This window comes from Bacillus sp. RZ2MS9 (genome assembly GCF_001816185.2).
Lineage (GTDB): Bacteria > Bacillota > Bacilli > Bacillales > Bacillaceae_G > Bacillus_A > Bacillus_A cereus.
This window is the reverse complement of record NZ_CP049978.1, coordinates 2,496,840-2,521,596: the sequence shown is the minus strand read 5'-3', so window position 1 is coordinate 2,521,596 and position 24,757 is coordinate 2,496,840. Positions and strand designations below refer to the sequence as shown.

The window sequence follows — 24,757 nt, the reverse complement described above, 5'->3', positions numbered from 1 at the left end:
GTCTTTTACTACCAAACGTTATATTTTTATCCACTCAGATTTTCTCAATATATAATGATTATATATTTGATTTTCTATCCTCTGTTGGCTCTTATAAATAAACCCGCATTTTTCAATAACTTTATTTGATGCTACATTGTTAATTAAAGCAATTGCGTTAAGGACATTTAAATTTGTTTCTTTAAACAAATAGTCAATTAAACCTTTAGTCGCTTTTGTAGCATAGCCATGATTTTGATATTCATTTGAGATAGCATACATTATCTCTCTGTTTGGTGAAGGGAGTTCTTCTTTCATACCTGTGCAGCACCATCCAATGAGTTCATTTGTAGCTTTCTTAAATATTCCTAGCTTTAACGTATGATTATCTATGTTATTCGTAGTTTTCACTGCATCAAGAAATGCTTTGTTTGCTGGTATTTCATAATCTGCAATCCAATCCACCCTTTGTTCTTTCGTTGATTTCCAGTCTGGTAAAAATTTTGCTATTTCCGGTTGATTTGCTATTTTATAAATACTCTCTGCATCTTTGACCGTAAATTCTTGCAAGTATATATCTCCACAATCTATTTTAAATAACTTAGTGAATCTCTCTTCTCCCATGTTAATCCCCCTTACTTACGTTATAGCTCTTTAATCTGCTTCGTAAGTTCCATAAACCGTTCATCCAGTGCTTTATATTCTTTGTCTTTAGAAGTTAAAAAGCTTAATTTCCCTAATACTTCTTGTCTCTCTGTTTCTAACGTTAAACGTAGCTCTTCAATATCATCTCTTGTTTTAGTAGGTTCTTCTAGCTGCTTTTGTATCGTATTGTTTGAAAACACGAGTTTTGTGTTAGTTGTTTTCTCCAGAAAATATCGATCGTGAGATACAATTACTAATGTTCCGTTATACTCAGCTAATGTATTTTCAAGTTGTTCACGTGAAGGTAGATCCAAGTGATTCGTCGGTTCGTCTAAAATGAGTACATCTTTTTCATCTAAAATATAAGCCATTAGCTTACATTTTACTCTTTCTCCCATACTCATATGCTCAATCGGCTCTTTCCATTGAAAAGCTTGGAACCCTAAATGTTTCATTAAATTTTGGACTTTTCCTCTTTCTTCAAACGTCTTTTTAAAAAATAAATTTTCTGGTGTTTTATCAAGCGGTAAATCAAAAACTTCTTGTGTTAAATAGCCGATGTTTGCAGATGGTGAAATCCATATTTCTCCTTCAGCAGTTTCCGTTCCCATAATCATCTTCAGTAATGTCGTTTTCCCACTACCGTTTGGTCCAACAATCGCAACTTTCTCACCGTGCTGAATTGTAAAATTAACGTTTTCAAATAATACTTTCCCATGAAAGTCTTTTTTTAATTGCTTCACTTCTAAAAAACGTTTTCCTACTTTTTTGTTCGCTTGAATAGAAAACTCAACTGAATACTCTTCTTTCACACGTTCTACTTTCACTTTCTCCAGCTCTTTTTCAAGTCGTTTTCGTTTTGACTTCACTTGTGCATCCATTCGCTTCGCTTTTACACGATAGAATTCTTTCACACCTTCTTGTTTTGTAGACTGCGCGTGTGCCTTTTGTGACCATGAACTCAATTCTTTTATATGTGTTTCTACTTGTTCTATCTTTTTTTGTTGTTTTTCATATTCACGCTGCTGCGACTTTCTTTTTTGCTCACGTGCTTTCATGTAGCTCGTATAATTACCACTATGCTCAATTAATTTTTTGTCCTCAATTGACCATATTTTTGTTGCGACAACATCTAAAAAATATCGATCATGCGATACAACGATAACTGTACCTTTCATGTTTTTTATTTGTTTAATGAGAAATCCCGTACTGATCTCATCTAAATGATTTGTCGGTTCGTCTAATATTAAGACATTAGGATTTTCAGCAAATCCTTTTGCTAATCGAATTTTCAGCTTTTCACCACCACTTAAAGTATGAAAATCGTTCGTTGGCACGCCCCATTTCGCAAGAAGTTCTGCTTCTTTTGCAATTACATCATTACTAATAAAAGATTCTATTTCTTGCTCAACATATGCGGTTGTCATATTCATTTGCTGCCATTCAACAATCCCTTTTGAAGGCTCAATCTTTCCATTTATTAATTGAAGTAACGTTGATTTACCAGCACCGTTTTTACCAATTAATCCGATAACATCCCCTTGTTTTACTGTCACATTCATTTTCTCTAACAACATATTTTCTTTTATTTCAACATAAACATCATTTAATTTTAATAGTTCTTTCATAATACCGATCCCTTTCATTAAGGGAGAATAAAAAAATCCTCCCAAATAAATTTGGCAGGATTAGTCGTTAAAATATTTACACCCAAATAAGCTATTACGTAACATAAATAGCAATACCGTTCTATGGAAATTGGGCAGACTAATCCTATTTTTTAGAAATTGAAATTTATTGAATTTCAACATTTAAAAATAAGATTAGTTAATCATCGTCCACCCATCATTCCTTTCTGTCATTAATAACCATATTGTACCATGATAATACTGTATGCGTAAATATTATTATTTGTACTTCAAAAGCAATTATTTTTCTTCAAGTTTATTTTTACAATTTCATGTGCTCATATCTTTAATTTTTACTAATTTGTATCATTTATTCATATGAAAACTTTTAAAAAATACAAAACAAGGCTAAAAAACTTATCTCCAACGTTCTTTAGCCTTGATCACTTTTTACACATTAAAAAATATTACTCGTACTACCGTACCTTTATCAACTTCTGAATGGATTTCTACACTATGTCCTAATTGCTTCGTAATTTCATATACGAGATATAGCCCCATTCCTGTTGATTCTTTAAAATCTCTACCGTTTTCTCCTGTAAAGAAAGGTTTGAAGACTCTTGGTAAATCTTGCTTCGGTATACCTACGCCATTATCAGCAATTTCAAGTATAACGGTATTACCTTCCTTACAAGCTTTCACTTTAATCTTTTCTCTACTACCTGATGAATATTTAATCGCATTCGATAGTATTTGCCCAATTAAAAATTGTAACCATTTCGCATCACTTTCTACAGTAATGTCCTTATCAATTTCAAGCTCTGGATATACAAAATTCCGGATAAAGAACCGTTTATGCTCATGTACCGAATCATTCACTATTTTATGTAGTTGTACTCTTTCTACATAAAAATCTTGTGTAAATGCTTCTAAACGTGCGACATACAGAGCCATTTCTAATCCCTTTTTTAATCGATCAGTTTCCTCATTTATACTTTCAAAACGTGAATCTACTTCATCCTGTGTAATTAATTCTATTACAGATAAAGGTGTTTTCATTTGATGAATCCACTGATTCATAAAGGTTAAATGGTCATTATTTTTTCTCTCTTGCATTTGCAGCTGATTTTGATAATGTCGATATTGCACCTCAAGTAGTTCTTGAAGAGCAGCCGATACAGCTGCAAAATCAGATTTTTGAACAGATTCATCCAAAGATTGCATCGGGTTTGCTAAGCGCTCATAAAAAGAACGATGTGTAAAATAACGAAACACTAAATAACTTCCCATAAAGAAAGCCCCTAGAAACATTGCATATAACGCCGTTGTAATATGATTATGCCCATCAAACCAATATACGAGAAATATAGCTAGTAGTTGAATTATAGTAAAGCAAATAAGTGGTATATGATCACGTATAAACAACCTTATCATTTTTCTATACCAGTATCCCAAGTAATATGCAATCTATATCCAACACTACGAATCGTTTCAATCGCACCTTCTATATGTAACGTTTGTAACTTTTTACGCACACGTGTTGTATTTACACTTAATGTATTATCATCAACATAAGATTCGCTATCCCATAATTTATTTAACAACACTTCCCTACTCACAACACGCGGATAATTTTTCATTAATGTCTCTAATAAAATAGCTTCGTTTCTCGTTATATCAATCTCTTCGTTTCTAAGTTTCAATACAAGTCTTTCAGGATATAAACAAAGGCCTTGTTGCTCAATCATTCGCTCTTCTAGTTTCGGTGCATAATCTCCATATGCACGTCTTAAATGACTACGAATTTTCGCCACTACAACTTCATAATGAAAAGGCTTCGGAATAAAATCATCGCCACCATTTTCTAACGCCATAACTTGATCCATCGTACCTTCACGGGCCGAAATGAATAGTATCGGACATGTAGAAACACCGCGAATTTGACGACACCAAAAGTACCCATCAAAACTCGGTAAATTAATATCTAATAAAACTAACTCTGGTTGTTCATCTAAAAAAATGTCTAATACATTTTGAAAGTCCGATACAATAACTCCTTGATAACCATATTTCGCAACATGTTTTGATAATAGTTCTGCAATTTTCATATCGTCTTCTACAATCATAATTTTGACCATTATTGAACTCCTTTTTAATCCACAATCTCAAATATACTTATATAAAATAAATACTACCTCTTTTCACAAAATCCGTAAATTAAAAAAGGATGCTTTTATACAAAAGTATCCTTTTTCGTCCCTTATCTATTTAATATGAAATTTACTAAAAGTAAATCCTAGTTTCTCCACATAATCCATCCCTAATTCCATACGCGCCGTTTTCAACGGATCCACAACTTGGCAAACTTTTAAATTACCTGCTGCCGATAATAAAAGAGTTGCATCAGCTTTAGACATTGCTAATTCTTCATGTAAAAATGTCACCATATTATGTACAGCACGACTTGCTGCATCATCTAACAATTTCTCTGAAGCAATCGTCATCATTTTTTCTTTTTGAATAGCCATTGGTAACGGCCATTTCTTTTCTTTTATAATTTGAACTGTTACCGTTACCTCACCAGCAACCTCTACACCACTAACACCAATTTCACCATCACCCATTGCTGCGTGTAAATCACCTAACGCTAATAGTGCTCCTGGGACATTAACTGGTAGTAGTAATGTTGTTCCTTCTTTAATTTCTTTACAGTCCATATTCCCGCCATGATCATGCGGTGTGCCACATGAAATGCTCTCTTCTTTCGGTGCAGTACCAATTACCCCAATCATTGGATTAATCGTGATTTGTAGTTCACTTGAAAACAAAACATGTTCATTATGTATTGGGACAATTTTCACTGTATTTTCATTTAACTCATCACCCATTACACCAAGGTTTGCACCTGTAGTTAAAACGCCCTGCTCTGCAATTTTAATCTTTTCAATCGTTACGGCTAATATATCGCCAGGTTCTGCTCCTTTAACATATACAGGTCCAGTCGCTGGATTAATTCGGTTCCAATCTAATTCTTGAAACACAACATCTTCAGAATCGATTTGATTTTCAAAGCAATCATATGTTTCAAATACAAGACTGCTCCCAATTTCCACTTCCATACAAGGCTTATTTTCTGGTGACATTGAGTAAATGATATGGTCTTTATGAATTCGATACATAATACCTCTCCCTTTTATATTTATCTACTATTACTAATTAGCTCTTTTTATACAAGCTCCTCTTAAAATTAAATGTTATTTTTATGTAAAAAAGCACGCAGATTGTTTTATAACATACACTCTTTACTATAACAGAAAGGTGGTATCACTATGCCCCTTATTCCATACAACGAAAGTGATGTTGATTTACTAGCTCGTTTAATTCGTGCTGAAGCTGAAGGCGAAGGGCGCCAAGGTGAGGAGTTAGTTGGATGCGTTGTAGTAAACCGTGTATTTTGTGATTGCTTAGATTTTAAACAACTCCGTACCGTACGCGACGCTGTATATCAAAGCCCCGGCGGATTTGAAGCAGTACAATATGGATATTTTTATCAACGCGCTCGTGAATCAGAAAAAGAAATTGCACGAAAAGTTTTACAAGGTGAATGGCGCTGGCCTGCACGATGGGCTCTTTGGTATTTCCGTCCAGTTGGAGCTTGTCCACCTGAATGGTATAATCAGCCATTTGTAGGACAGTTTAAAAGCCATTGTTTTTATGAACCAAGTGGTGATGAATGTCCAAAAATGTATTCACGCTAGCAAAATTTGAAACGCAAGTACTTAGATGTCTAAGTACTTGCGTTTCTTTTAGCTTTATTTTAGAAATCTAGTAATGAGATGAATTTTTCGATGCCCACCACATGTATTAATAACGATATACGTGGGCCACTAGACTGATTCATAATGAGCTTATAAATAATAATAAATAATTGTTTTTGATTTTCTTTCATTATTTTTTTATTGTCATGATGGCAAATCGAATACAATTGCTCCATTAAGTTAGAGTAATCTTTGTTAGAACGAAGTATATTGCAAACTTTTACTAACCATTCTTTCTGTCTTTCATCTAATGTGTTGTAAAACTCTGTATTTCTCTCTCGATTTACCGCAATTAATTTTTCAGATTGAAAGTTTTTTATCCAATACTCTGCGCGGTTACATATCGCTATCATAGCATCTAATGTATAACTTCTATCTATTTTTTCTAATGTATCTTGTAAAATAGATGAATCAAAATTTAATAGCGGTAACGTTCCTGCTACTTGATTAAATCTCGGATATTCTTTAAACTGCCTATCAACTTTAGAGAGTTTAATTGCATCAAATAAATCTTCATTTTTGAGCGTTTTATTTTCATAGCTATCTTTCAATCGTTCATACTCTGTATAATTACGAATCACATCTTCATCCAACCCAATATGAAAAGCAGCGCCTGGTTTGTATTTGGCAAACATAAAGAGAATTACTTCTGGTATATACACTTTCAATAAATCGCTTGGTGTAATGCTATTCCCTGAAGAACTAGACATTTTTTCATGATTCCCTTTAATACCAATGAAATCGTAAGCAACGTAATGAGGCGCTTCACGATTGAATATTTTCCTTGCAATTTCTTTTGATACATTATAACTACCCGTTTCTGATGAATGATCTCTTCCACCCGGTTCAAAAATAACATCCTCTATCATCCATCTCATCGGCCAATCGATTTTCCAGTTTAGTTTCATTTTATTTGTATTTAATACGGATAATTCTTTTTCATTTCCGCATTCACATTCATACCGGACTGTTTTTAATACTTCATCAAAATGTGTAATAGTTGTTGTATCTTTTCCACACCTCTCACAATATAATGTAGCTGGATAAAAATTGTTTCGCTCTTCTTCACTACACTCTCCAGTTTTAAAATCCATTAAAATATCATATATTTCTTTTCGTTTATACAAAGCCTCTAAAATATTTTTGTTATACCTTCCACTTCTATATTCATCATGTTGATAAATAAATTCTACTTCAATTCCAAATGCTTGAAGCGATGTTTCAAACTCTTTTTCAAAATGCTCCGCATACGAGTTATGACATCCATACGGATCTGGAATATCACAGTATGGCATACCAATATACTTTGCAAAAGATGGATCAATATTTTTTGGAACTTTTCTAAATCGATCATAATCATCCCACGAAAATATAAAACGAGTCTTTTTCCCTAAACCTTGAAGTGCTCTTACTACGAAATAAGTCGTTACGATTTCACGAAAGTTCCCAATATGAACAGAACCTGAAGGACTAATTCCAGATGCACAAACAAACGTTTCTTTATTTGGATGTTTCCTAATTAATTCATGTGCTACTTCATACGCCCAATGCATTTATTGCTCACCTCAATTATTTTTTGTTTTCGTATTCTCAGTTTTATGCAATAAAAAAACTCCCACCCCCAAGATTATTCATCTTGAGGACGAGAGTTGTTAGCTTCGCGGTACCACCTCAGTTTGTTAATATGTCACCATATTAACCTCTTCAGGTACGGCAAAATATGCTTATACCCTATCTCTATAACGGGAGAACCCGTCGCACCATCCCTAAATAAATTAGTTCCTTGCGCAGCTCCAAGTCTTTTTTCGTTAAGATGTATACCGCTCTTTCTCAGCTACCAGAGCTCTCTGTACGTATTCTTTCTTAACTACTCTTCTCTTCCATGCCATTTTAAATATTAGTTTTTTTAATATGATAATTTATAACACTTTTATTGTCAAACTTTTCCGAATCAAAAACATATAATTACCTAAAAAAATTCTTTATCGCTTCTAATTGAATTTTATGACTACACTCATCACAACAATATGCCCCGTTTGGTTTTTCTTTAAATCGCTTATATTTTTCACTGCCTTCGTAAACACGAAATATATTCTTACAAGAAAAGCAAACAATCTCATAAAACATCATATGCATTTTCCTCTCCTTGTTTATACACTTTTTTAATCACTTGTGAGAAGGTCATTTTTCTACAGCATAAATTTTAATATCCTTTGACTAAAAGGTTTACCTCTATTCTTATCGAATTATATTAATATCTTATAACGCGAGGTGAACATCTTGTTCAGTAATATAGAATTAGTTTTAGATGCTAAAGCAAGTTTAGCTGAAGGACCATGTTGGAATGAAAAAAAGCAACTTTTATATTGGGTTGATATTACGGAGAGAAAATTATGCATATACAATCCTACCGCTAATACGAACCGAGTAATTGCACTCAATCAACAAATCGGCTGCGTTGTTCCATATTTAGAGGATACACTACTCTTAGCTATGGAAAACGGTTTTTATTCTATTAATGTAAATACAGAAAAACTGACACATATTTTTGACCCTGAACCACATTTAATAGAAAATCGTTTCAATGATGGAAAATGTGATCCAGCTGGTCGTTTCTGGGCAGGTTCTACAGATACATACGGTATGAATGCTGCAGGTTCCTTGTATTGTTTACATCATAATTTAAGTGTAGAGAAAAAAGTTTCACATGTAAATACATCAAATGGAATTGCTTGGTCACCTGATCATACATACTTTTACTTTATAGATACACCTACTAAAAAAGTGGTTCGCTATCAATATAATATACGTACTGGAGACATTCATAATCCAATTGATGTAATCATTTTCTCTGAAAATGATGGTCTACCTGATGGTATGACAATTGACGAAGACGGCTGTTTATGGATTGCACATTGGGGAGGTTCAAAAATAACTAGATGGAATCCCTCTACTGGAGAAAAAATATTAAGCATTCCAATTCCAGCTTTATATGTAACATCATGTACATTTGGAGGGCCTAATTTAACAGATTTATATATTACAACAGCCAGAACAAGAATGACTGATGACGAATTAAAAGAGTATCCACATGCTGGTGGTATTTTTCGAATTCAAACAAATGTTAAAGGCTGTCCCACCTATTCATTTTGCAATAAAAATATTGGAGCTGAAACAATGTGAACCGTATCGATTACATAAGACAAGAAGAAAAGAAATATCACGACCTTTGCTATGAACAATATAAACTATTTGAAATTGGCTCTTGGCTGTACAAACCGGTTAAAACAGTTATGGACTTGATGGATCACTTTGAAGGACAAAACAACTTGCAAGTACTTGATCTTGGCTCTGGCATCGGTAGAAATAGCATTCCAATTGCACAAATAATAAAAAATTATAATGGCACTGTTACATGTGTTGATTTACTTGATTCCGCTTTAACAAAGCTAAAAATTTATAGTAAAGAACATGATGTATTCGAGGTTATAAAAACAGAACAAGCAGAAATTGAAAACTATCATATTGACTCTAACGCTTATGATTATATCGTTGCAGTATCAAGTTTAGAGCATGTTAAATCAAAAGAAGATTTTAAAAAAGTGCTCCATTCTATGAAACAAGGGACAAAAAACGGCGGTATTAATTGTTTAATTATTAACTCTAACATACAAGAAATTGTTTTAAAAACGAATGAAGAATTAGAAGCTTTAATTGAAATTAATCTCCCAACTGATGAAATGATACATCTATTAAAAAGTATTTATAAAGGATGGAAAGAAGTAAAAGTTGAAATAAAAGAATTAGCTTATAATATGGTTCGTAATGAAAGACACATTCAATTAAAAACAAATGCTATAACGTTTGTAGTTCAGAAATAATCGTATAATAAAGATATGGTTATTTCTCTCAGATTTATTTTTATTGAACGAAATTTGCAAGTATAAATATTTATGAAACAAAAAAATAAAAGAGCACTTGTTTCCGCAAGTGCTCTTTTGGGGATTTTGAGATACCCTATTAACGAAAGTTAAGGTTACTTAAAGTTAATAGGTACTTCTATTATATGCTTGTCCTTTTTATTTGTGCATAATCAATATATAAACATCTTTAATAATTCTTAATAACTTTTAATTATAGTTCTCTCTTACATTTTATCGTTAAAAAATTGGCTTTTTCTCACGAGAAATTATCTTTTTATATTGTACCGATCTAATACTTTTTCTAACATTTCTAAAGTTATTGGTTCTGCTTCTTTTATTAATCGATAACCAATACGCCCATTCGGTTCCGCTGTAACTTGCTGTAAACTCGTTACATCATGGATCCCTTTTTCTCTTAATTGCATATATAGTTGTTGCTCCGACATTTTTGCCTGAATCAAATTCTCTTTTACAATCTCTCCGTTTTCAACAATTATAATGCTACTTCCATTTAGAAGTTGTTCCACCTTCCTTGATTTCAATTCAAAGAAATGAATGATAAGTAGTATGCTTGCAAATATGATGGCCGCGAATATAGATGGGACTACTTTTCTACTTAATACAGGTTCTACAATAATACGGCCAATTGATACAACTATAATGATTTCAGCTCTTGTCATTTGGCTGACAGATGCACTACCTGTCATTTTCAAAACAATTATTCCAGTAAAAGTTAATATAATACTTTCCCAAATTATATTCATAATAATCCAATCCTTTAATGGTGTATTTTACTATCATTCCCATTAAAGTTGTGTTTTACTTACCTATTAAGTTGTTAAATCCTTCAGACCATGCTGGAAATAAAGGTATCCAACTATACTCTTTACGTGCCTTATTATTGGAAGCTCCTCTTTCCCAACTATTTTTCCCATCTTGAACTTTAGGCTTAGGTGCTCCTATCGCTGCTGCATATATTGGTAACCATTCTTTACTAGTTGCTGGATAACTATCTACAATATTCACGATTCCTGAAGGCCAATTAAGAGCTAGCATAGTAGCTCTTGCAGCATCTTCGACATGTATAAACGAACTTATCCCGTCTGATGCGATAATCTCATTATTACGAACTTGATTTGCTATTAATCCGTTTTCCGCATACCATGTTCCTGGGCCATATAATGTGCCATAACGAAGTATAACCGATTCAGGTAACTCAGTAACAGCTTCTTCTAATTTTAATATGCCATTAACAGTGACTTGCCGAGGCGCGGAAGCAGTAATATGTAGTGAATCTTTTTCAGTCGCAAATGTATCCCCTGGTTCATACGCCCATGAAATACTTTGAGCGATTATTTTCTGTACCCCTACATTTTTAGCTGCATCGACAAGGTTACGAGTGCCTTTTGTTCTAATTTTTGCATTATCCTCAAAATTCCATGATGACAATGACGTTAATTGATGAATAACTATATCGGGATTTGTTTCTTCTAATACAGAAAATACAGCCTCTCTATTAAATACATCAGCTATTACTGGTATGGCACCAACCTTTTTCATTGCTTCTACTTGCGAAGTATTACGGATCATCGCAAACACCGTGTGCCCATTTTTTATTAACAGTGGTAATAAAGAACGTCCTATTACACCAGTTGCACCTGCTACAAATATTTTCATATATGTTCCTCCTCATTTAGTAATCATAAATGTGACGAAACATTTGTGAGGTATGTGACAAATATTTACTCATTTTTTTCGTTATTCATATGAAACATATACTTTTAATGGTTTAATTATCCCTAAACTCAATTCATCAAAGCATTCTATGAGTGAAGTATAATGTATTTCATGTTGAAAGATCTCTTCTATAAATGGTGTTTTTCCTATTTCTTCAAAAAACCAATCTGCATGCTTTTGATAATCGGATCCATCACTTGATCCAATGATTTGCAATTCTTTCTGATAAAAGTTAGCAGTTAATGTTAGTTCTTCTATATTACCATCAGACAGTATACATATTTCACCATTAGTTTTAAGAGTTTTTTGCAAAGTATGGAACCCACTATTTGTAGCAGAACATTCAAAACCATAATTATATGTTTCTATTATTTTCTCTTCTGAATCATATATGTTTTTCGCACCAAACTTCTTTGCAAAATCTCTTCTATTTTTATTAGGCTCAACAACATCCACGTGCTCAATGCCTACATAGTATTTTAAGAAATTACAAGCGAGTAAACCAATAACTCCCATTCCAGTTATAAGTACTTTTTCATCCTGTCGCGGGTTTAGTTTCAATACTCCTTTAGCGGCATCACACGAAAGAATAGATAATAAAGCAACTTTAGGTTGTATAGAACTAGGCACTCGGATTACTTTATGCCCCTTAACTATCCCTATCGTTTCATGTCCATAAAAAGAAACTACTTTATCACCTACGTTTACATGTGTTACTTTATTACCAACTTGAATCACTTCACCATAACTTTCATATCCAGTTTTTCTTGGATAAAAAGGATTCGTTTCCGTAACATCGGATCCATTATACTGTGGTAACTCGGCCCCAATGCTTATCGCTCCTGCGATTGTTTTAACGATAATTTCATCGTCCTGTATGTCCTTAATTTCATTTATTTCCCACTTGAGTTGTTTAGGCCCTTTTAAAATTAATTTATATTGTTCCATTTATATCCTCTCTTTTTATAAAGATGTTATAAGTAATATTGTTATCCATCTAGTTATCGACTATATTTATTTACCCACTAGAGAAATTACCCTTGCCCACGTTTATACCGTTACTGCTCCTGTACATTACTGTTCAGCATCTAACACTTTAAGATTACTATTCTGATAACATTTTAAGAAAAGTTGTTGCCGCCCAAATGAAATACGCAAGTTGCGTAACGATATACATCGTAATTTCAAAACCTGTAAGCTTTCTTTCCTTTTTTATTTTCTTTAAATATCTATAAAAACAAAATGAACATAAAATCAGTAAAACAATAGACATTTGATATAGATTTTCCACTAAAAGAACTGCCATTTATTTCATCACCTTTCCAATAAAGTGAAACTTTAATCAGTGGGGGGTTTGTTCATCCTCCACTGATTATCAGCCCTCACCAGTCGGGATTTAACGGGATAAAAAATATATAGTTCAAGCATATCATTTTAACGGAAATAATTACCGCAATTTTCAAATTAAATGAACTTCCTAAGTAAAAGAAGTAACTTTTTGGAAATGTTTCAATACAATATTATGTAATTCAATACGCTCTATATAATATTAGATTAGGTTTTCTTTTACTGTACATGCTTAGGAGGAAGTTTTACATGCAATTGATTCATAACATACAAAAAACGTTTAATAACCTATGTAACTACGATACGGTCAATTTAATACACGCTATTCAATCATTAAATATTTCACTTCATAAAATATCTCCTTTTATTACTTCACCAGTTAATCTTGAATACGGACGGAACGTTATCTATCAGTCTGAATTTGTAGAGATTTTAGTATTAAATTTCCCCAGCAAAGCAAAGACTTTTGTGCACGATCACGGAATATCTGTAGGATGTATACTAATAGTCAATGGTACGCTACAAAATATAACGTACGAAAATAATAGCGAGCGGATTGAAGAGTTTACAGAGGGAAATATTTTCACAGTAAAAAAAGATACTGTGCATAAAATGTATAATGCTACAGATTCGGCAGTAATAACTTTCCACGTATATTCCCCCCCATTAAAAGATGTCCAAATATATGAATAGTCTTTAGAAGGAGGAAATATGCAAAATTTGAAAGATTACTATATAAAGAGCTTACAAGATGGTCGTAACGTTTGGCTATATGGACAAAAAGTAGATGTAACTACAGACAAACATTTTGCAGGAACATTAAGTACCATTTCTAATTTATTTTCATTGTTTGATGATCCAATACGAAGAGATTCTATTGGATATGTTAGCCCAAAAACGAAAGAATTTGTCCATACAGCCTTTTTAATTCCGAATTCCTATAACGAATTATTAATGAGGAGAACCGCTTTTGAAACGTGGAGTTATGCTACAGACGGTGTAATGAGTAGACTATCTGATTACGCAAGATCGAGACTTACCGGCTGGTACGTATCAAAATATTTTTATAAAAAATTCGATGTACAGTTTCCAGATAAAATTACATCTTATTATGAAGAAGCGAGAGATAATCACTTGTTCTTAAGCGTAGTTCAACGTGATCCACAAATAAATCGATCTACAGAATCAATGTTGAATACAAATGACTTAGGATTACTAAGAGTTACGAAGAAAACTTCTGACGGAATTTATTTAAGTGGTGCTAAAATGATCGGTACTGCTTCTCCTTATTCAAATGATTTATTAATCTATCCATTAGCAAAACTGACTGATACTCAAAAAGATTTAGCTCACTTTCTCATTGTGGCAGCCAATTCTCCTGGATTACATATGGTTTGTAGAGAACCATTTGCGAATACACATTCAATTACAGTTGATTCCCCTCTTAGCTCACAGTACGATGAAATGGATGCACTATTAATCTTTGATAATGTATTTGTACCATGGGAACGTGTCTTACTATATAACAACCCTGAAGCGTTATGGGCAATAAAGTCAGATATAGCTTCTAGTAGTTTAGCTTATCACCAAGCAATTGTACGATTAGTAGTAAAGCTAGAATTTATAACTGCAATTGCTTGTGAAATTGCTGAAGCGATTGGTGCTACTACTTATTTGCATGTTCAAGAGAAGCTTGGAGAATTAATTATGCAAATCGAAACAATTCGCGCACTTTTAATTGCTGCAGAAGTTGAAGGTACTACAAATGAAACAAAAACTTATTTGCCGAAATTTAAATATATCGAAACTGCAAGGAATCTTGGTTCCAAATATTATCCCCGTGCAATAGAAATTTTACAATTAATTGGAGCAGGTGGTTTCATTCAACTTCCTTCGAGCTCGAATGACTTCCAGAGTCCAATAGATGATTTATTGAAAAAGCACTTTAAAGGAACAAATATAGATGCCGAACAACGCACAAAATTATTTAAGTTAGCCTGGGATATTATTGGAAGCCCATTAGGATCAAGACACGAATTATACGAAAGATTTTACGCGGGAGATTCAATACGAAATACAGCTACGCAATATGTAAATTATGATAAAAATCATTTTAAAAAGATGCTAAGTAAATATTTACATTAATGAAAAAGAGCACTTTTTGCTAAGAGTGCTCTTAAAAAACATATAGTTATTCAGTTACATATATAGTTGCTCCGGCCACAACTGCTACTTTTCTCCGTAATCGTTTCATTTTATTCAGCTTTATAACCTCTGGTATATGCTTCCTATCATATTTCCTCATATAGGCTTCTCCATCTGGAGTAACTAATTGTAAAACAATCTCACAACAAACCTCCTAATTCAAATTATTCCTTTCTAAACTGAAAATCCAACTGTCTTGATTGCTTGATTTCCTCAATTACTTTACGAATACCTTCTTCAATCTTATCTTCTTTTACATTCGAAACATTTAATTTTAATAGTTTTTCTTTAGGAAAATCCCTCATATAATTCTTATCAATAGTATCGACACTTATTTGAATGTCACCTAATTTTTGTATAAGTGTTTCTGTAACTATGTTTTTCTGCATTTCTAAACAAGTGTGTATTCCAAGTGTGTTTTGTCTATTATATGTAAATAATGATGAATTTTCATTTTGCACTTTTTCTAATGTTTCTGCTAGTTTTATTGATCTATTGTAGTAGGAAGAATTAATTTTACTTTTATGACGTTCAAACATACCACTCTTTATATAAATTTCTAAAGCCGCTTGAGAAATCATCGGACTATCAATATCTAGTATTTTTTTGTATGTATAGAAAGCATTTGCAATGGATCGTGGGATGACCGCAACTCCAACCCGTAATCCTGGAAAAATAATCTTCGAATAACTTTTCAAATATATGACATGACTACAATTATCCAAGCTATATAACGGATCTGCTTTTGAATCAGTTTCTAAATCTGCTAAATAATCATCTTCCACTATAAATACATTGTATTTCTTAGCCAATAGTGTGATTTTTTCTTTCTCATCTTTAGAATAAGACGTTCCAAGCGGATGATGATATCTCGGTATCGTATAGAAGAATTTTATTTTTCCGGTTTGAAATATTTGCTCCAATTCATTCAAATCGATACCTTCATTCGTACGTTTAATACCGATTACAGGAACTTTATTTATTTCTAGATAATCAATATATAGATGATATGTTGGTTGTTCAATTAATACAGTTTCATTTCCATTCGGAAATGGTATAGAAGTTAATATAGCAAGTGCCTGCTGAACACCTGACGTTATAAAAATATTTTCTTCTTTTGTAAAGACTTGATAATTTGCTAGTTGTTTTTGAATAACTGGTATTAAAGATGGTAACCCTTTCGGCGTTCCATATACAAACAAATCATTTTTATACGTATCAATAGCCTTATTAATACAATGTTGAAAATCTAAATATGGGAAAACATCTGGATCTGGTGCTGAAGAAGCGAAATCAATTATCACGTTATTTTCTATGGTATTTCCAGATTTTTTAACAACGTAGTACCCACTTTGAGGCACGGAATAAATAATATGACGCTTTTCTAATTCGTGAAGTGCTCGTATAACTGTTGCTTTATTACATTCATATTGTGTAACGAGTGACCGTATAGACGGTAATTTCTTTCCTTCTTTTATCACTCCATGTTGAATCATGTTTTCTATATCATTTAAAACATGTAAATACTTATACACTATGACACCTCTTACGTTTATTTTGTACCGGTACAGTTTGTATTTGTTCACATTGTAGCACTAGATCAAAAAGATTACTATGTACGTATACTGGCCAGTAAGAAATTAACTACTATGAGGTGAAATTATGAAAAATACAACAAAAGCATATATATCAGCATTACTCTATTCATTTATTATTGGATTTTCCTTTTTATTCGTGAAACTAACACTAACCATTACAAGCCCTCTTGATACTCTGGCTCATCGTTTTACAGTTGCTTTCATAGCAGCAAATATTCCGGTTATTTTTGGATTCGTAAAGTTAAATATATCATTAAAAAACATACTTTCCCTTTTACCAATTGCGATATTTTATCCAGCACTTTTTTTTGCTTTTCAAGCTTTTGGCTTAGTGTATACAAGTTCATCTGAGGCGGGAATTATACAAGCGGCGATCCCTATATTTACGATGATGTTAGCTTCCTATTTTTTGAAAGAGTATACGAATACATCACAAAAAATCTCTGTACTCATCTCCGTCATCGGTGTCATTTATATATTTATAATGAATGGTCTAGGGGCTTATGAAACTAGCGTCATCGGCGTTATTCTTATTTTGTTATCGGCATTATCATCTGCTTTCTATAATGTATTAGCACGAAAAATGGCGAATAATTTCAAGCTAATGGATTTAACCTACACAATGACAGCGATTGGCTTTATTAGTTTTAATTTAATTGCTATCGTCAGCCATATAAACAAAGGGACATTAACTATATACTTTAAACCATTTATGAACGGAACATTTCTTATTTCCATTTTATATTTAGGTTTGCTATCTTCTTTACTAACCGCATTGTTATTAAACTATTCGTTATCTTATATTGAAGCAGCTAAAATAAGTGTTTTCAGCAACTTATCTACACTTATTACAATTATCGCGGGTGTTGTATTCTTACATGAACAAATCGCATACTATCACATCATCGGAACAATCTTGATTGTTCTTGGAGTAGTGGGCACAAACTTCTTAGGAAAAAAAGGGATTGTAGTAAAGAAGAAGAATACTTCCTTAAGTAAATAAAAAGTGAGGGATATATATTGCAACGTGTAAATACGATTGATATTAGTAATGTACTAGAATTAGAAAATACTCTTTCTACTTTATTAAATGAAGTGATTTCTTCCAAGCTAGAACTTGAAAACTGGTTAAAAAAACAATCTACTTTCATTTGGGAAATTGAAGAACAATTAAAATCGCACTATATCGCTTTCCAATGTAATACAGATAATAAAAAAATTAAAGATACTTACGAATATGATCAACAATATGTACGACCTCTTTTGAAACGTTATCAAAATTCATTTGATAATAAATATTTAGAGTCACCTTTTCGAATGGAACTTGATCTAAATACGAATAGCTTACTAAATAAAAAAATAAAGAATGCGCAAACATTATTTTGTGAAAAGAACATTGATTTAGAGATAACTGAAGACAAACTAGTAACAGAGTACTTCGAAATTACAGGTGGTTTAACTGCACTATGGGACGGTGAAGAAAAAACAATTACTGAACTACAGTCTTACTTACAAGATTCAGATCGTGATATACGAAAAAAAGCAAAAACGCTTATTTCCGAAAAGTTCTTATCTGTTGAAGATAAATTACAACATATATTAAATGAATTAATCGTAATTCGTCACCAAAAAGCAAAAAACATTCAGTTAGATAATTATCGTGATTATATGTTTAAAAAACATGAACGTTTTGATTATACGCCTGATGACTGCTATGAGCTTGCTGAATCTATTCGTAAATACGTAGTACCACTTATTGATAAAATATTTAATGAGAAAAAATGTGAACTTCAAGTAGATACCCTTCGTCCATGGGATTTAAAAGCAACCGCACCAAATCAAAAAGCATTAAAACCTATCGAAGACGCGAGTGATTTACTCGAAAAAAGTTCTCTTATTTTACACAAAGTAGATCCTGAATTTTCTACATTACTGGACCGTATGCATAAAAATAATTGCTTAGATTTAGAAAGTCGTAAAGGAAAAGGACCAGGAGGATTTTGCGAATATTTGCCTGCTTCTCAATTATCTTTTATTTTTATGAATCTCAATCATACACATGATGATGTTACTACTTTCCTCCATGAAATGGGTCATAGTATTCATAATGATTGTATGAAGCAGTTAGAGCTTCATAAATATTTAGAAATCCCTTCAGAATCAGCAGAACTTGCTAGCATGACAATGGAATTGTTTTCGATGGAGTATTGGGATATTTTTTATGAAAATAAAGCAGAATTTATAGAAGCAAAATTAGATTTCTTTAAAGATATTGTTAAGTATTTACCACAAATGCTTATCGTTGATCAATTTCAGCATTGGATGTATGAAAACCCTAATCATACCGCTAAAGAAAGAAATGAAAAATATTTAGAATTACATAACGCTTACCAATCGAACATCGTAAATATTGAGGGTTATGAAAATTGGATCGCAACTGGCTGGTTACCTGTACTACACATATTCGAGATACCATTCTATTACATTGAATATGCAATTGCACAACTTGGTGCGCTACAAATGTATAAGCAATATAAAGAAAATCCTAAACAAGCACTAGAAAATTATAAAAAAGCCTTATCATTAGGTAGCTCTAAATCTTTACCGGAAGTATATGAAGCAGCTGGAATTCGTTTTGATTTTTCTGGCGAAACAATTAAAGAACTAATGTTATTTGTAGAGGGCGAATTAGCGTTACTTGAACAATTGTAAGAAGGTAGCTGTTCCTATATTTTAGGTTCAGCTTTCTTCTTTATTTTATTTATTAATTCTATGTACTGAGAATCACCATATCCGATTTTTGGAAAAAGTTGAAACAACTTTATTAATAATTCTTGATTTGATAAACCTTGATTTTTAGAGATAAATTTCATTACGATATTATCTTCTTTTAGCATTTCTAAAAATAAGTCTATAGCCTGATACATTACAGGTGGTACCTTATGAGAAGTCTTTTTATGGTTTACTAATACTTCATTGTATATAGTAGAATAATTACCCAATTCAAGTTCAATTTGATTTACTTTAAATTCATCCTCCCTGAAACTATTTAAGTATACTTTCCCTTCATAACAAGACTGTTCAAGGTATGAAAGTAAAGCAAGTAGATTCATTTGGCAAAACATATCTTCACCAAACCATAAAACAATACATTTATACTTTTTCGCAAAAAGTTTTTCTAACGGATCTATAACCTTTTTTTTATAACTTTCTACTGAACTGTTATGACCTTCTGCTCTTGTTTTAATAAACTCTTCATTAAAAACATGTTTAGTAGCGGGATTCACACACATCGCTTCGTTAAATGGAGCATAATAAGACTCACCCATTAGCTTCTCAGTTTTAAATTCTTCATACATCATTTGGCCATTCAATATGTTAAGTACATCTTTATCAAACAACTCACTATTTTCATTTCGTAACTGTTCAACTTCTATTTTTCTAGAAATATTCATTTTAAACTCTCCTTCTATTTTTAGTTTAATAAATGATTGAATAGGCATTTTGTTAAGCTGGAATTCTCTTGGATTCATTCCAAAAACATTCTTAAAAGCTCTACTGTAAGCCTCTTGCGAAGAATAATCGTAATCCAATGCAATATCTATAATCTTTCTATCATTCGTCAAATCCTCCGTAGATAAATACAATCTGCTCAAAAGAATATAGCGTCTAATACTAATGCCTGTTACTTGGTGAAATTTAAAAGAACAGTAATACGGAGAATACCCCATATAACGGGATAAATTATCTAATGAAAATCCCTTTTTCAAATTGCCCTCAATCCAATCGATCATCTGCTGTATATGTTCATTCATTTCCTTCACTCCCTATTTAAAAGTATAGGAGAAATTCGTTTCCTTCTTTTGATATTTCTTGTGTATTATAACGTGAGCCATTCACTAAAACCTTTAGACTCTATATGTAAGTGTTAATTTTATATTTTTTCAGCTATCTTATTTTGTCATCCTTCTATTAAATTTTCAATTTCCGTAAACTAATATTTGGGCAAAACCTTACTAATTATTAACAAATAAATTACATGATATTTCATTTTAAAGGATTTCAAAAGTTAAACAAGAATTTTGTAAATTATGATTCTTTAATCCTCTCGTTAAAAAATTCAAATTTGGAAAGGACGTTACAATGAACAAGCTAGAAACAGAAATACTTCACTTTATAAATGAACAATATCCGTTACATTTTATTACCATTAAACCCATAACAAATGAAATGTATCAATGTCTTACAGAACAAGGTACTTACTTCATTAGAATTACAAACTATAAAACATATGAAAAACAATTAGAAGAAGTTACATATACGAATTTTTTATACCAAAACGGCTTAGATGTTCCACCAATACTCCCTTCTTTACAAGGGAATCTTGTAGAAAAATTAACATTAGACAAGGAGCTTTTTACAGTATTATATAAATCTGCTCCTGGTATACATTTACCAAGGTGCGAATGGAATTCTACTATATTTAAAAAGCTTGGTCAACAAATCGGAAAATTACACCGTATTTCTAAAAGCTTTGAAAAGACTACACAGGTTAAACATATAAACGATTGGTATGAAAATGAAGAATATAATTTTCTTAAGTATATCCCTAAAGAAGAAACTATTATTAGGGATATTGCATCTGACGTTTTAAATTCTATAAAAGAGCTACAAAAATCCACTTCAAATTATGGATTAATTCACGGGGATCTATGGTTAGAAAACATTTTAGTTGAAAACAATACAAACTTAACAATGATTGATTTTCAAGACTGTGAAAAACATTTTTACATATTCGATTTAGCAGTTCCAATCTATAGCGCGATAGAATACTCATTTGTTGGAAATGGGAATATTGTTGACTATAAAAATTCTATTACAAAAGCGATACTTGATGGATATCAAGAAGAAAATGAACTATCTACAGAAATGATAAAAAAACTTCCTTTGTTTATAAAATTAAAGGAGATTTTTGAATATAGTTTAATGCATATGTATTGGGATAAAGAGGAATTAACTGAGGAACAAATACGGATAATGAACCTTTATAGGATGAAGATTGAAAATAATCGTTCTCTCATTAATATTTAACATAAGTGTTGTTCAACTACATGGTAATGATAGTTGAACAACATCCTATAATTACTAATTTATTTTAAATGGTATTCTACATTTCATCTTTTATAAATTGATGTTCCTTCCTATGTTTTTTCTTAATTACAATTGCTTTATACAAAGATACTATACCTAATATAGCAAATAAGATGATTATAGGAATACGAACAATATGTGGAACATAGCGCGGTAGAAAGAAAAGACGAACTTTATCATCTACACTAAATATCTCAAAAATTAACGGGACTACACTTTGATGAATCAAAAAAAAGATACCCATAAATACTAAAAGAACAACAATAGCTAGTTTTTTCTTAGGTAATTCAACTGCTTTTCCGTTATCTTTCTTTTTGTTATCATCACGCAATATTTTCATGCCATTCTTCATTTCAAATAGCAATTCAGATCCACTTTTTTCAAGTTTTAAGTAAGCAATTCGCCCAAACCACCAAGCAAAAAACATTCCTGTACAAATGCCAGTCAACACACCTAGCCATTGTAAGAGCTGTACATGTAGTAATGTCCCAAGCCATACAACTAACAAAGCGGGTATAGTTGTTGCTAGTACCATCACCATCATTAACCACGTTGTTATAAACATTTTACTCGCATTCATATCATCACCTGAGATAACACTCCCTCTCCCGCGGCGATGAGGATCAGTTATTGGTACTAAGTTAAATACAGAAAATAACATAATAAGACCTGCAGCTCCACCAAGTAATGCTGGTATTACTGTAAATACCCAAGGATAAATGAAAGTAAGTCCGCTAGAAATCGTGAAAATAATTGTTGTTAAAATTGTAATTGGACCAACTGCTAGCAACCATGCAAATTGACGGCCACGCACATCAATTCGTTCTGCGTCAGGTGTCGTCAAAGTTAACCATAATGCACTCCCCTCGAAACCATATATATTACAGGAAAACATACTTGTGAATACAATCATAATTATCCCTGCCCAAGGCATTAAGTACGATATATTAGCGCTTGTAACTAAAATACCATAAAATACCCCTATCCAAATACCCATCCGGAGGAAACGGCCTCGTTGTGGATCTCTTCCCCAACTTTTTAATTCTTTCGTAATTGTTGCTCCCATTTTCGTTTCTGAAAAGAAACGTAAAGATTTTCTATGTTTATTAGTAATAATCCTTCCTTTGATTTTCTTAGTCACTGTACTTTTCATCAATAATGTTGTCCATATAAAAAAGAGAAATCCACATAATATTGTTAAAAGCATTAAAAAAACAAAAGCTAATAGCCAATTGGATTGAATCGCATACTCTACAGCGAGTATCGCCCAACTAGACGGAAACATGTAATGTAAAGTTGAATCACTAAGTGTCATCTTATTAATAGCAGGAAGTACATACCATCCCACATTTAGAAACGCTATAATGAAACCAAAGAGCATTGCTCCCACTTCCATGCCAATCCTTGATTTCAACGTCTCACCAATAATACTAACTACTACTTTTGATAACAATACTACAAATATTAATTGTAAAATAATTGCTGGAACTGCAACTATAGTTGCATATATGCTAACCCTAGCTGCGTAAATGAATAGTCCTATGAAGGCTATTAAACTAACGATTGGTCCTAATCCTATAAAAGCTACAACAAGTAACGCCCTAGCAAATTTATAAGGAGTAAATGGAAGCAACACGAAATATTCAGGACGTAATATTCCATCTCCCCCAGCGATAATTGGACCCAAAACCCACCCTACTGTCCACAGAGCAAATGCAATGTAAAGAATACTATGTGAAACGTTATGTTCCGTAGGATAAAAAGAAAAAAGTAGCATGGTTCCAATTGCAATCAATAAACCAACTATTCCTGTAATAATGAAAAGAACTGCTTTACCACTATTCATTGAATTTTTAAGGATAGATAACTTCATTCGAATCAAAACACTAACCAAGACAGTTCCTCTCCTTTAACTGCAGGAATCCCTATTAACTGAACGAAAATGTCTTCGAGAGTTTCTTCACCGCAAACATCTCCCATTGTTCCTGAAGAAACCACTCTTCCTTTTGATATAATTGCAACGTGATCACAAAGTTTTTCAACTAACGCCATGACGTGACTTGAAAATACTACTGAACCACCCGAACTAACAAATTTCTGTAAAATCTTTTTGATAGTAGCTGCAGAAATAGGGTCAACCGCCTCAAACGGTTCATCGAGAACAAGTAATTTCGGCGCATGAAGAAGTGCAAGTGCAAGACCGATTTTCTTACGCATACCAGTAGAGTAATTAATAACTAGAGTCCCTTCAGTATTATTTAACTCTAAAATTGTAAGTAATTCTTCTGTTCGCTGAGCAACTTCCTTGGCATTCATTCCTCTTAACAATCCCATATATGTTAATAATTCGCGACCAGTAAGTCTTTCCGGTAAAGCTAACCCATCTGGTAATACTCCAATCAGCGTTTTAGCTTGTTTTGGATTACTCCAAACATCAATTCCAAAAACTTTTGCGCTCCCACTATCTGGTCGTAACAAACCAACGGTCATTGATAAAGATGTAGTTTTCCCTGCTCCATTAGGCCCAACAACTCCGTAAAAAGATCCTCTTGGCACAATTAAATCAATATGATTAACTGCAATAAATTCTCCGAAACGCTTATGTAGTTTCGAAAGCTGTAGTGCCGGAGCAACTTGCTCAAATTCAGTATGCATTGAAATTGCTTCATCAGTTTTCATAAAATGGACTCCTTCTTTACAAATGTAATATCCGATTACAAATCTCA

The 24,757-nt window shown here is 32.4% G+C and carries 23 protein-coding genes and 1 other annotated feature; of the genes, 8 read left to right on the top strand and 15 right to left on the bottom strand.

Going from position 1 to position 24,757, the window contains the following annotated elements:
* Nucleotides 1-18: 18 nt before the first annotated feature.
* The 5 genes from BHV55_RS12885 to BHV55_RS12865 all read right to left on the bottom strand — a co-directional run bounded on the left by BHV55_RS12885 (nt 19) and on the right by BHV55_RS12865 (nt 5,431).
* Nucleotides 19-603, bottom strand: coding sequence for a GNAT family N-acetyltransferase (locus tag BHV55_RS12885; RefSeq protein ID WP_000503529.1), 585 nt, complete (start codon nt 601-603; stop codon nt 19-21).
* Nucleotides 604-623: 20 nt separating this feature from the next.
* Nucleotides 624-2,252 (bottom strand): ribosomal protection-like ABC-F family protein, encoded by a 1,629-nt coding sequence (gene abc-f, locus BHV55_RS12880; protein ID WP_033667554.1) that lies wholly within the window; start codon nt 2,250-2,252, stop codon nt 624-626.
* 450 nt (nt 2,253-2,702) lie between these two features.
* The gene (locus tag BHV55_RS12875; RefSeq protein ID WP_002103134.1) at nt 2,703-3,686 is read right to left on the bottom strand and encodes a sensor histidine kinase; all 984 of its coding nucleotides are present in this window, start codon (nt 3,684-3,686) and stop codon (nt 2,703-2,705) included.
* Nucleotides 3,683-4,390 (bottom strand): response regulator transcription factor, encoded by a 708-nt coding sequence (locus BHV55_RS12870; RefSeq protein ID WP_000238969.1) that lies wholly within the window; start codon nt 4,388-4,390, stop codon nt 3,683-3,685. The genes BHV55_RS12875 and BHV55_RS12870 overlap by 4 nt, the downstream gene beginning before the upstream one ends.
* A 126-nt stretch (nt 4,391-4,516) precedes the next feature.
* Nucleotides 4,517-5,431, bottom strand: a complete 915-nt coding sequence (locus tag BHV55_RS12865) for an acetamidase/formamidase family protein (protein WP_070758170.1) — start codon at nt 5,429-5,431, stop codon at nt 4,517-4,519.
* 150 nt (nt 5,432-5,581) lie between these two features.
* On the opposite strand from BHV55_RS12865, the gene BHV55_RS12860 reads away from it, so the two are divergent.
* Nucleotides 5,582-6,010: a cell wall hydrolase gene (locus BHV55_RS12860; RefSeq protein WP_001128398.1), complete on the top strand. Its 429-nt coding sequence runs from the start codon at nt 5,582-5,584 to the stop codon at nt 6,008-6,010.
* 59 nt (nt 6,011-6,069) lie between these two features.
* Here the strand turns inward: BHV55_RS12860 and lysS are convergent, their stop codons facing one another.
* Complete coding sequence (gene lysS, locus BHV55_RS12855; RefSeq protein ID WP_000558626.1) at nt 6,070-7,623, bottom strand: lysine--tRNA ligase; 1,554 nt, start codon at nt 7,621-7,623, stop codon at nt 6,070-6,072.
* An 82-nt stretch (nt 7,624-7,705) separates the two neighbouring features.
* Nucleotides 7,706-7,962 (bottom strand) — a binding site (T-box leader).
* A gap of 73 nt (nt 7,963-8,035) precedes the next feature.
* On the bottom strand, nt 8,036-8,206 hold the full coding sequence (locus BHV55_RS12850) for a DUF2197 domain-containing protein (RefSeq protein WP_000551047.1): 171 nt from the start codon (nt 8,204-8,206) through the stop codon (nt 8,036-8,038).
* Between the two features lie 144 nt (nt 8,207-8,350).
* On the opposite strand from BHV55_RS12850, the gene BHV55_RS12845 reads away from it, so the two are divergent.
* Entirely contained in the window at nt 8,351-9,253 is a 903-nt protein-coding gene (locus BHV55_RS12845) for an SMP-30/gluconolactonase/LRE family protein (RefSeq protein ID WP_070183878.1), read from the top strand.
* Nucleotides 9,250-9,951 carry a class I SAM-dependent methyltransferase gene (locus tag BHV55_RS12840; protein WP_070758168.1) on the top strand — a complete coding sequence of 234 codons (702 nt, stop codon included), beginning with the start codon at nt 9,250-9,252 and terminating at the stop codon, nt 9,949-9,951. Before BHV55_RS12845 ends, BHV55_RS12840 begins: the two co-directional genes overlap by 4 nt.
* A 308-nt stretch (nt 9,952-10,259) precedes the next feature.
* On the opposite strand, the gene BHV55_RS12835 is transcribed toward BHV55_RS12840, so the two are convergent.
* From BHV55_RS12835 to BHV55_RS12820, 4 genes are all read right to left on the bottom strand, one after another.
* Nucleotides 10,260-10,757 (bottom strand): DUF421 domain-containing protein, encoded by a 498-nt coding sequence (locus BHV55_RS12835; RefSeq protein ID WP_070758166.1) that lies wholly within the window; start codon nt 10,755-10,757, stop codon nt 10,260-10,262.
* Nucleotides 10,758-10,812: 55 nt separating this feature from the next.
* Complete coding sequence (locus tag BHV55_RS12830) at nt 10,813-11,670, bottom strand: NAD-dependent epimerase/dehydratase family protein (RefSeq protein WP_070758164.1); 858 nt, start codon at nt 11,668-11,670, stop codon at nt 10,813-10,815.
* An 81-nt stretch (nt 11,671-11,751) separates the two neighbouring features.
* On the bottom strand, nt 11,752-12,678 hold the full coding sequence (locus BHV55_RS12825; protein ID WP_000438841.1) for a zinc-dependent alcohol dehydrogenase: 927 nt from the start codon (nt 12,676-12,678) through the stop codon (nt 11,752-11,754).
* A 157-nt stretch (nt 12,679-12,835) separates the two neighbouring features.
* Nucleotides 12,836-13,036, bottom strand: a complete 201-nt coding sequence (locus BHV55_RS12820) for a hypothetical protein (RefSeq protein ID WP_000279694.1) — start codon at nt 13,034-13,036, stop codon at nt 12,836-12,838.
* A gap of 290 nt (nt 13,037-13,326) precedes the next feature.
* On the opposite strand from BHV55_RS12820, the gene BHV55_RS12815 reads away from it, so the two are divergent.
* Together BHV55_RS12815 and BHV55_RS12810 are read left to right on the top strand one after the other, a co-directional pair.
* Nucleotides 13,327-13,770, top strand: coding sequence for a cysteine dioxygenase (locus BHV55_RS12815; protein WP_001176004.1), 444 nt, complete (start codon nt 13,327-13,329; stop codon nt 13,768-13,770).
* Nucleotides 13,771-13,788: 18 nt separating this feature from the next.
* A complete protein-coding gene (locus tag BHV55_RS12810) occupies nt 13,789-15,222 on the top strand; it encodes a 4-hydroxyphenylacetate 3-hydroxylase family protein (RefSeq protein ID WP_001180375.1) in 1,434 nt (477 codons plus the stop codon).
* A gap of 224 nt (nt 15,223-15,446) precedes the next feature.
* Here BHV55_RS12810 and BHV55_RS12805 read toward each other — a convergent pair whose 3' ends face one another.
* Nucleotides 15,447-16,817: an aminotransferase-like domain-containing protein gene (locus BHV55_RS12805; RefSeq protein WP_048568108.1), complete on the bottom strand. Its 1,371-nt coding sequence runs from the start codon at nt 16,815-16,817 to the stop codon at nt 15,447-15,449.
* A gap of 127 nt (nt 16,818-16,944) precedes the next feature.
* Here BHV55_RS12805 and BHV55_RS12800 point away from each other — a divergent pair, with 127 nt between their 5' ends.
* Together BHV55_RS12800 and BHV55_RS12795 are read left to right on the top strand one after the other, a co-directional pair.
* Nucleotides 16,945-17,883, top strand: coding sequence for a DMT family transporter (locus BHV55_RS12800; protein ID WP_000799577.1), 939 nt, complete (start codon nt 16,945-16,947; stop codon nt 17,881-17,883).
* 17 nt (nt 17,884-17,900) lie between these two features.
* Nucleotides 17,901-19,592 carry a M3 family oligoendopeptidase gene (locus tag BHV55_RS12795; protein WP_048568109.1) on the top strand — a complete coding sequence of 564 codons (1,692 nt, stop codon included), beginning with the start codon at nt 17,901-17,903 and terminating at the stop codon, nt 19,590-19,592.
* A gap of 14 nt (nt 19,593-19,606) precedes the next feature.
* Here the strand turns inward: BHV55_RS12795 and BHV55_RS12790 are convergent, their stop codons facing one another.
* On the bottom strand, nt 19,607-20,695 hold the full coding sequence (locus tag BHV55_RS12790; protein ID WP_001002090.1) for a helix-turn-helix domain-containing protein: 1,089 nt from the start codon (nt 20,693-20,695) through the stop codon (nt 19,607-19,609).
* A 328-nt stretch (nt 20,696-21,023) separates the two neighbouring features.
* Between BHV55_RS12790 and BHV55_RS12785 the strand changes: the two genes are divergently transcribed.
* Entirely contained in the window at nt 21,024-21,971 is a 948-nt protein-coding gene (locus BHV55_RS12785) for a phosphotransferase enzyme family protein (RefSeq protein WP_001037136.1), read from the top strand.
* 76 nt (nt 21,972-22,047) lie between these two features.
* Here BHV55_RS12785 and BHV55_RS12780 read toward each other — a convergent pair whose 3' ends face one another.
* Nucleotides 22,048-23,925 carry a hypothetical protein gene (locus tag BHV55_RS12780; RefSeq protein ID WP_000255380.1) on the bottom strand — a complete coding sequence of 626 codons (1,878 nt, stop codon included), beginning with the start codon at nt 23,923-23,925 and terminating at the stop codon, nt 22,048-22,050.
* A complete protein-coding gene (locus BHV55_RS12775; protein ID WP_070758162.1) occupies nt 23,910-24,710 on the bottom strand; it encodes an ABC transporter ATP-binding protein in 801 nt (266 codons plus the stop codon). The genes BHV55_RS12780 and BHV55_RS12775 overlap by 16 nt, the downstream gene beginning before the upstream one ends.
* Between the last annotated feature and the right edge of the window lie 47 nt (nt 24,711-24,757).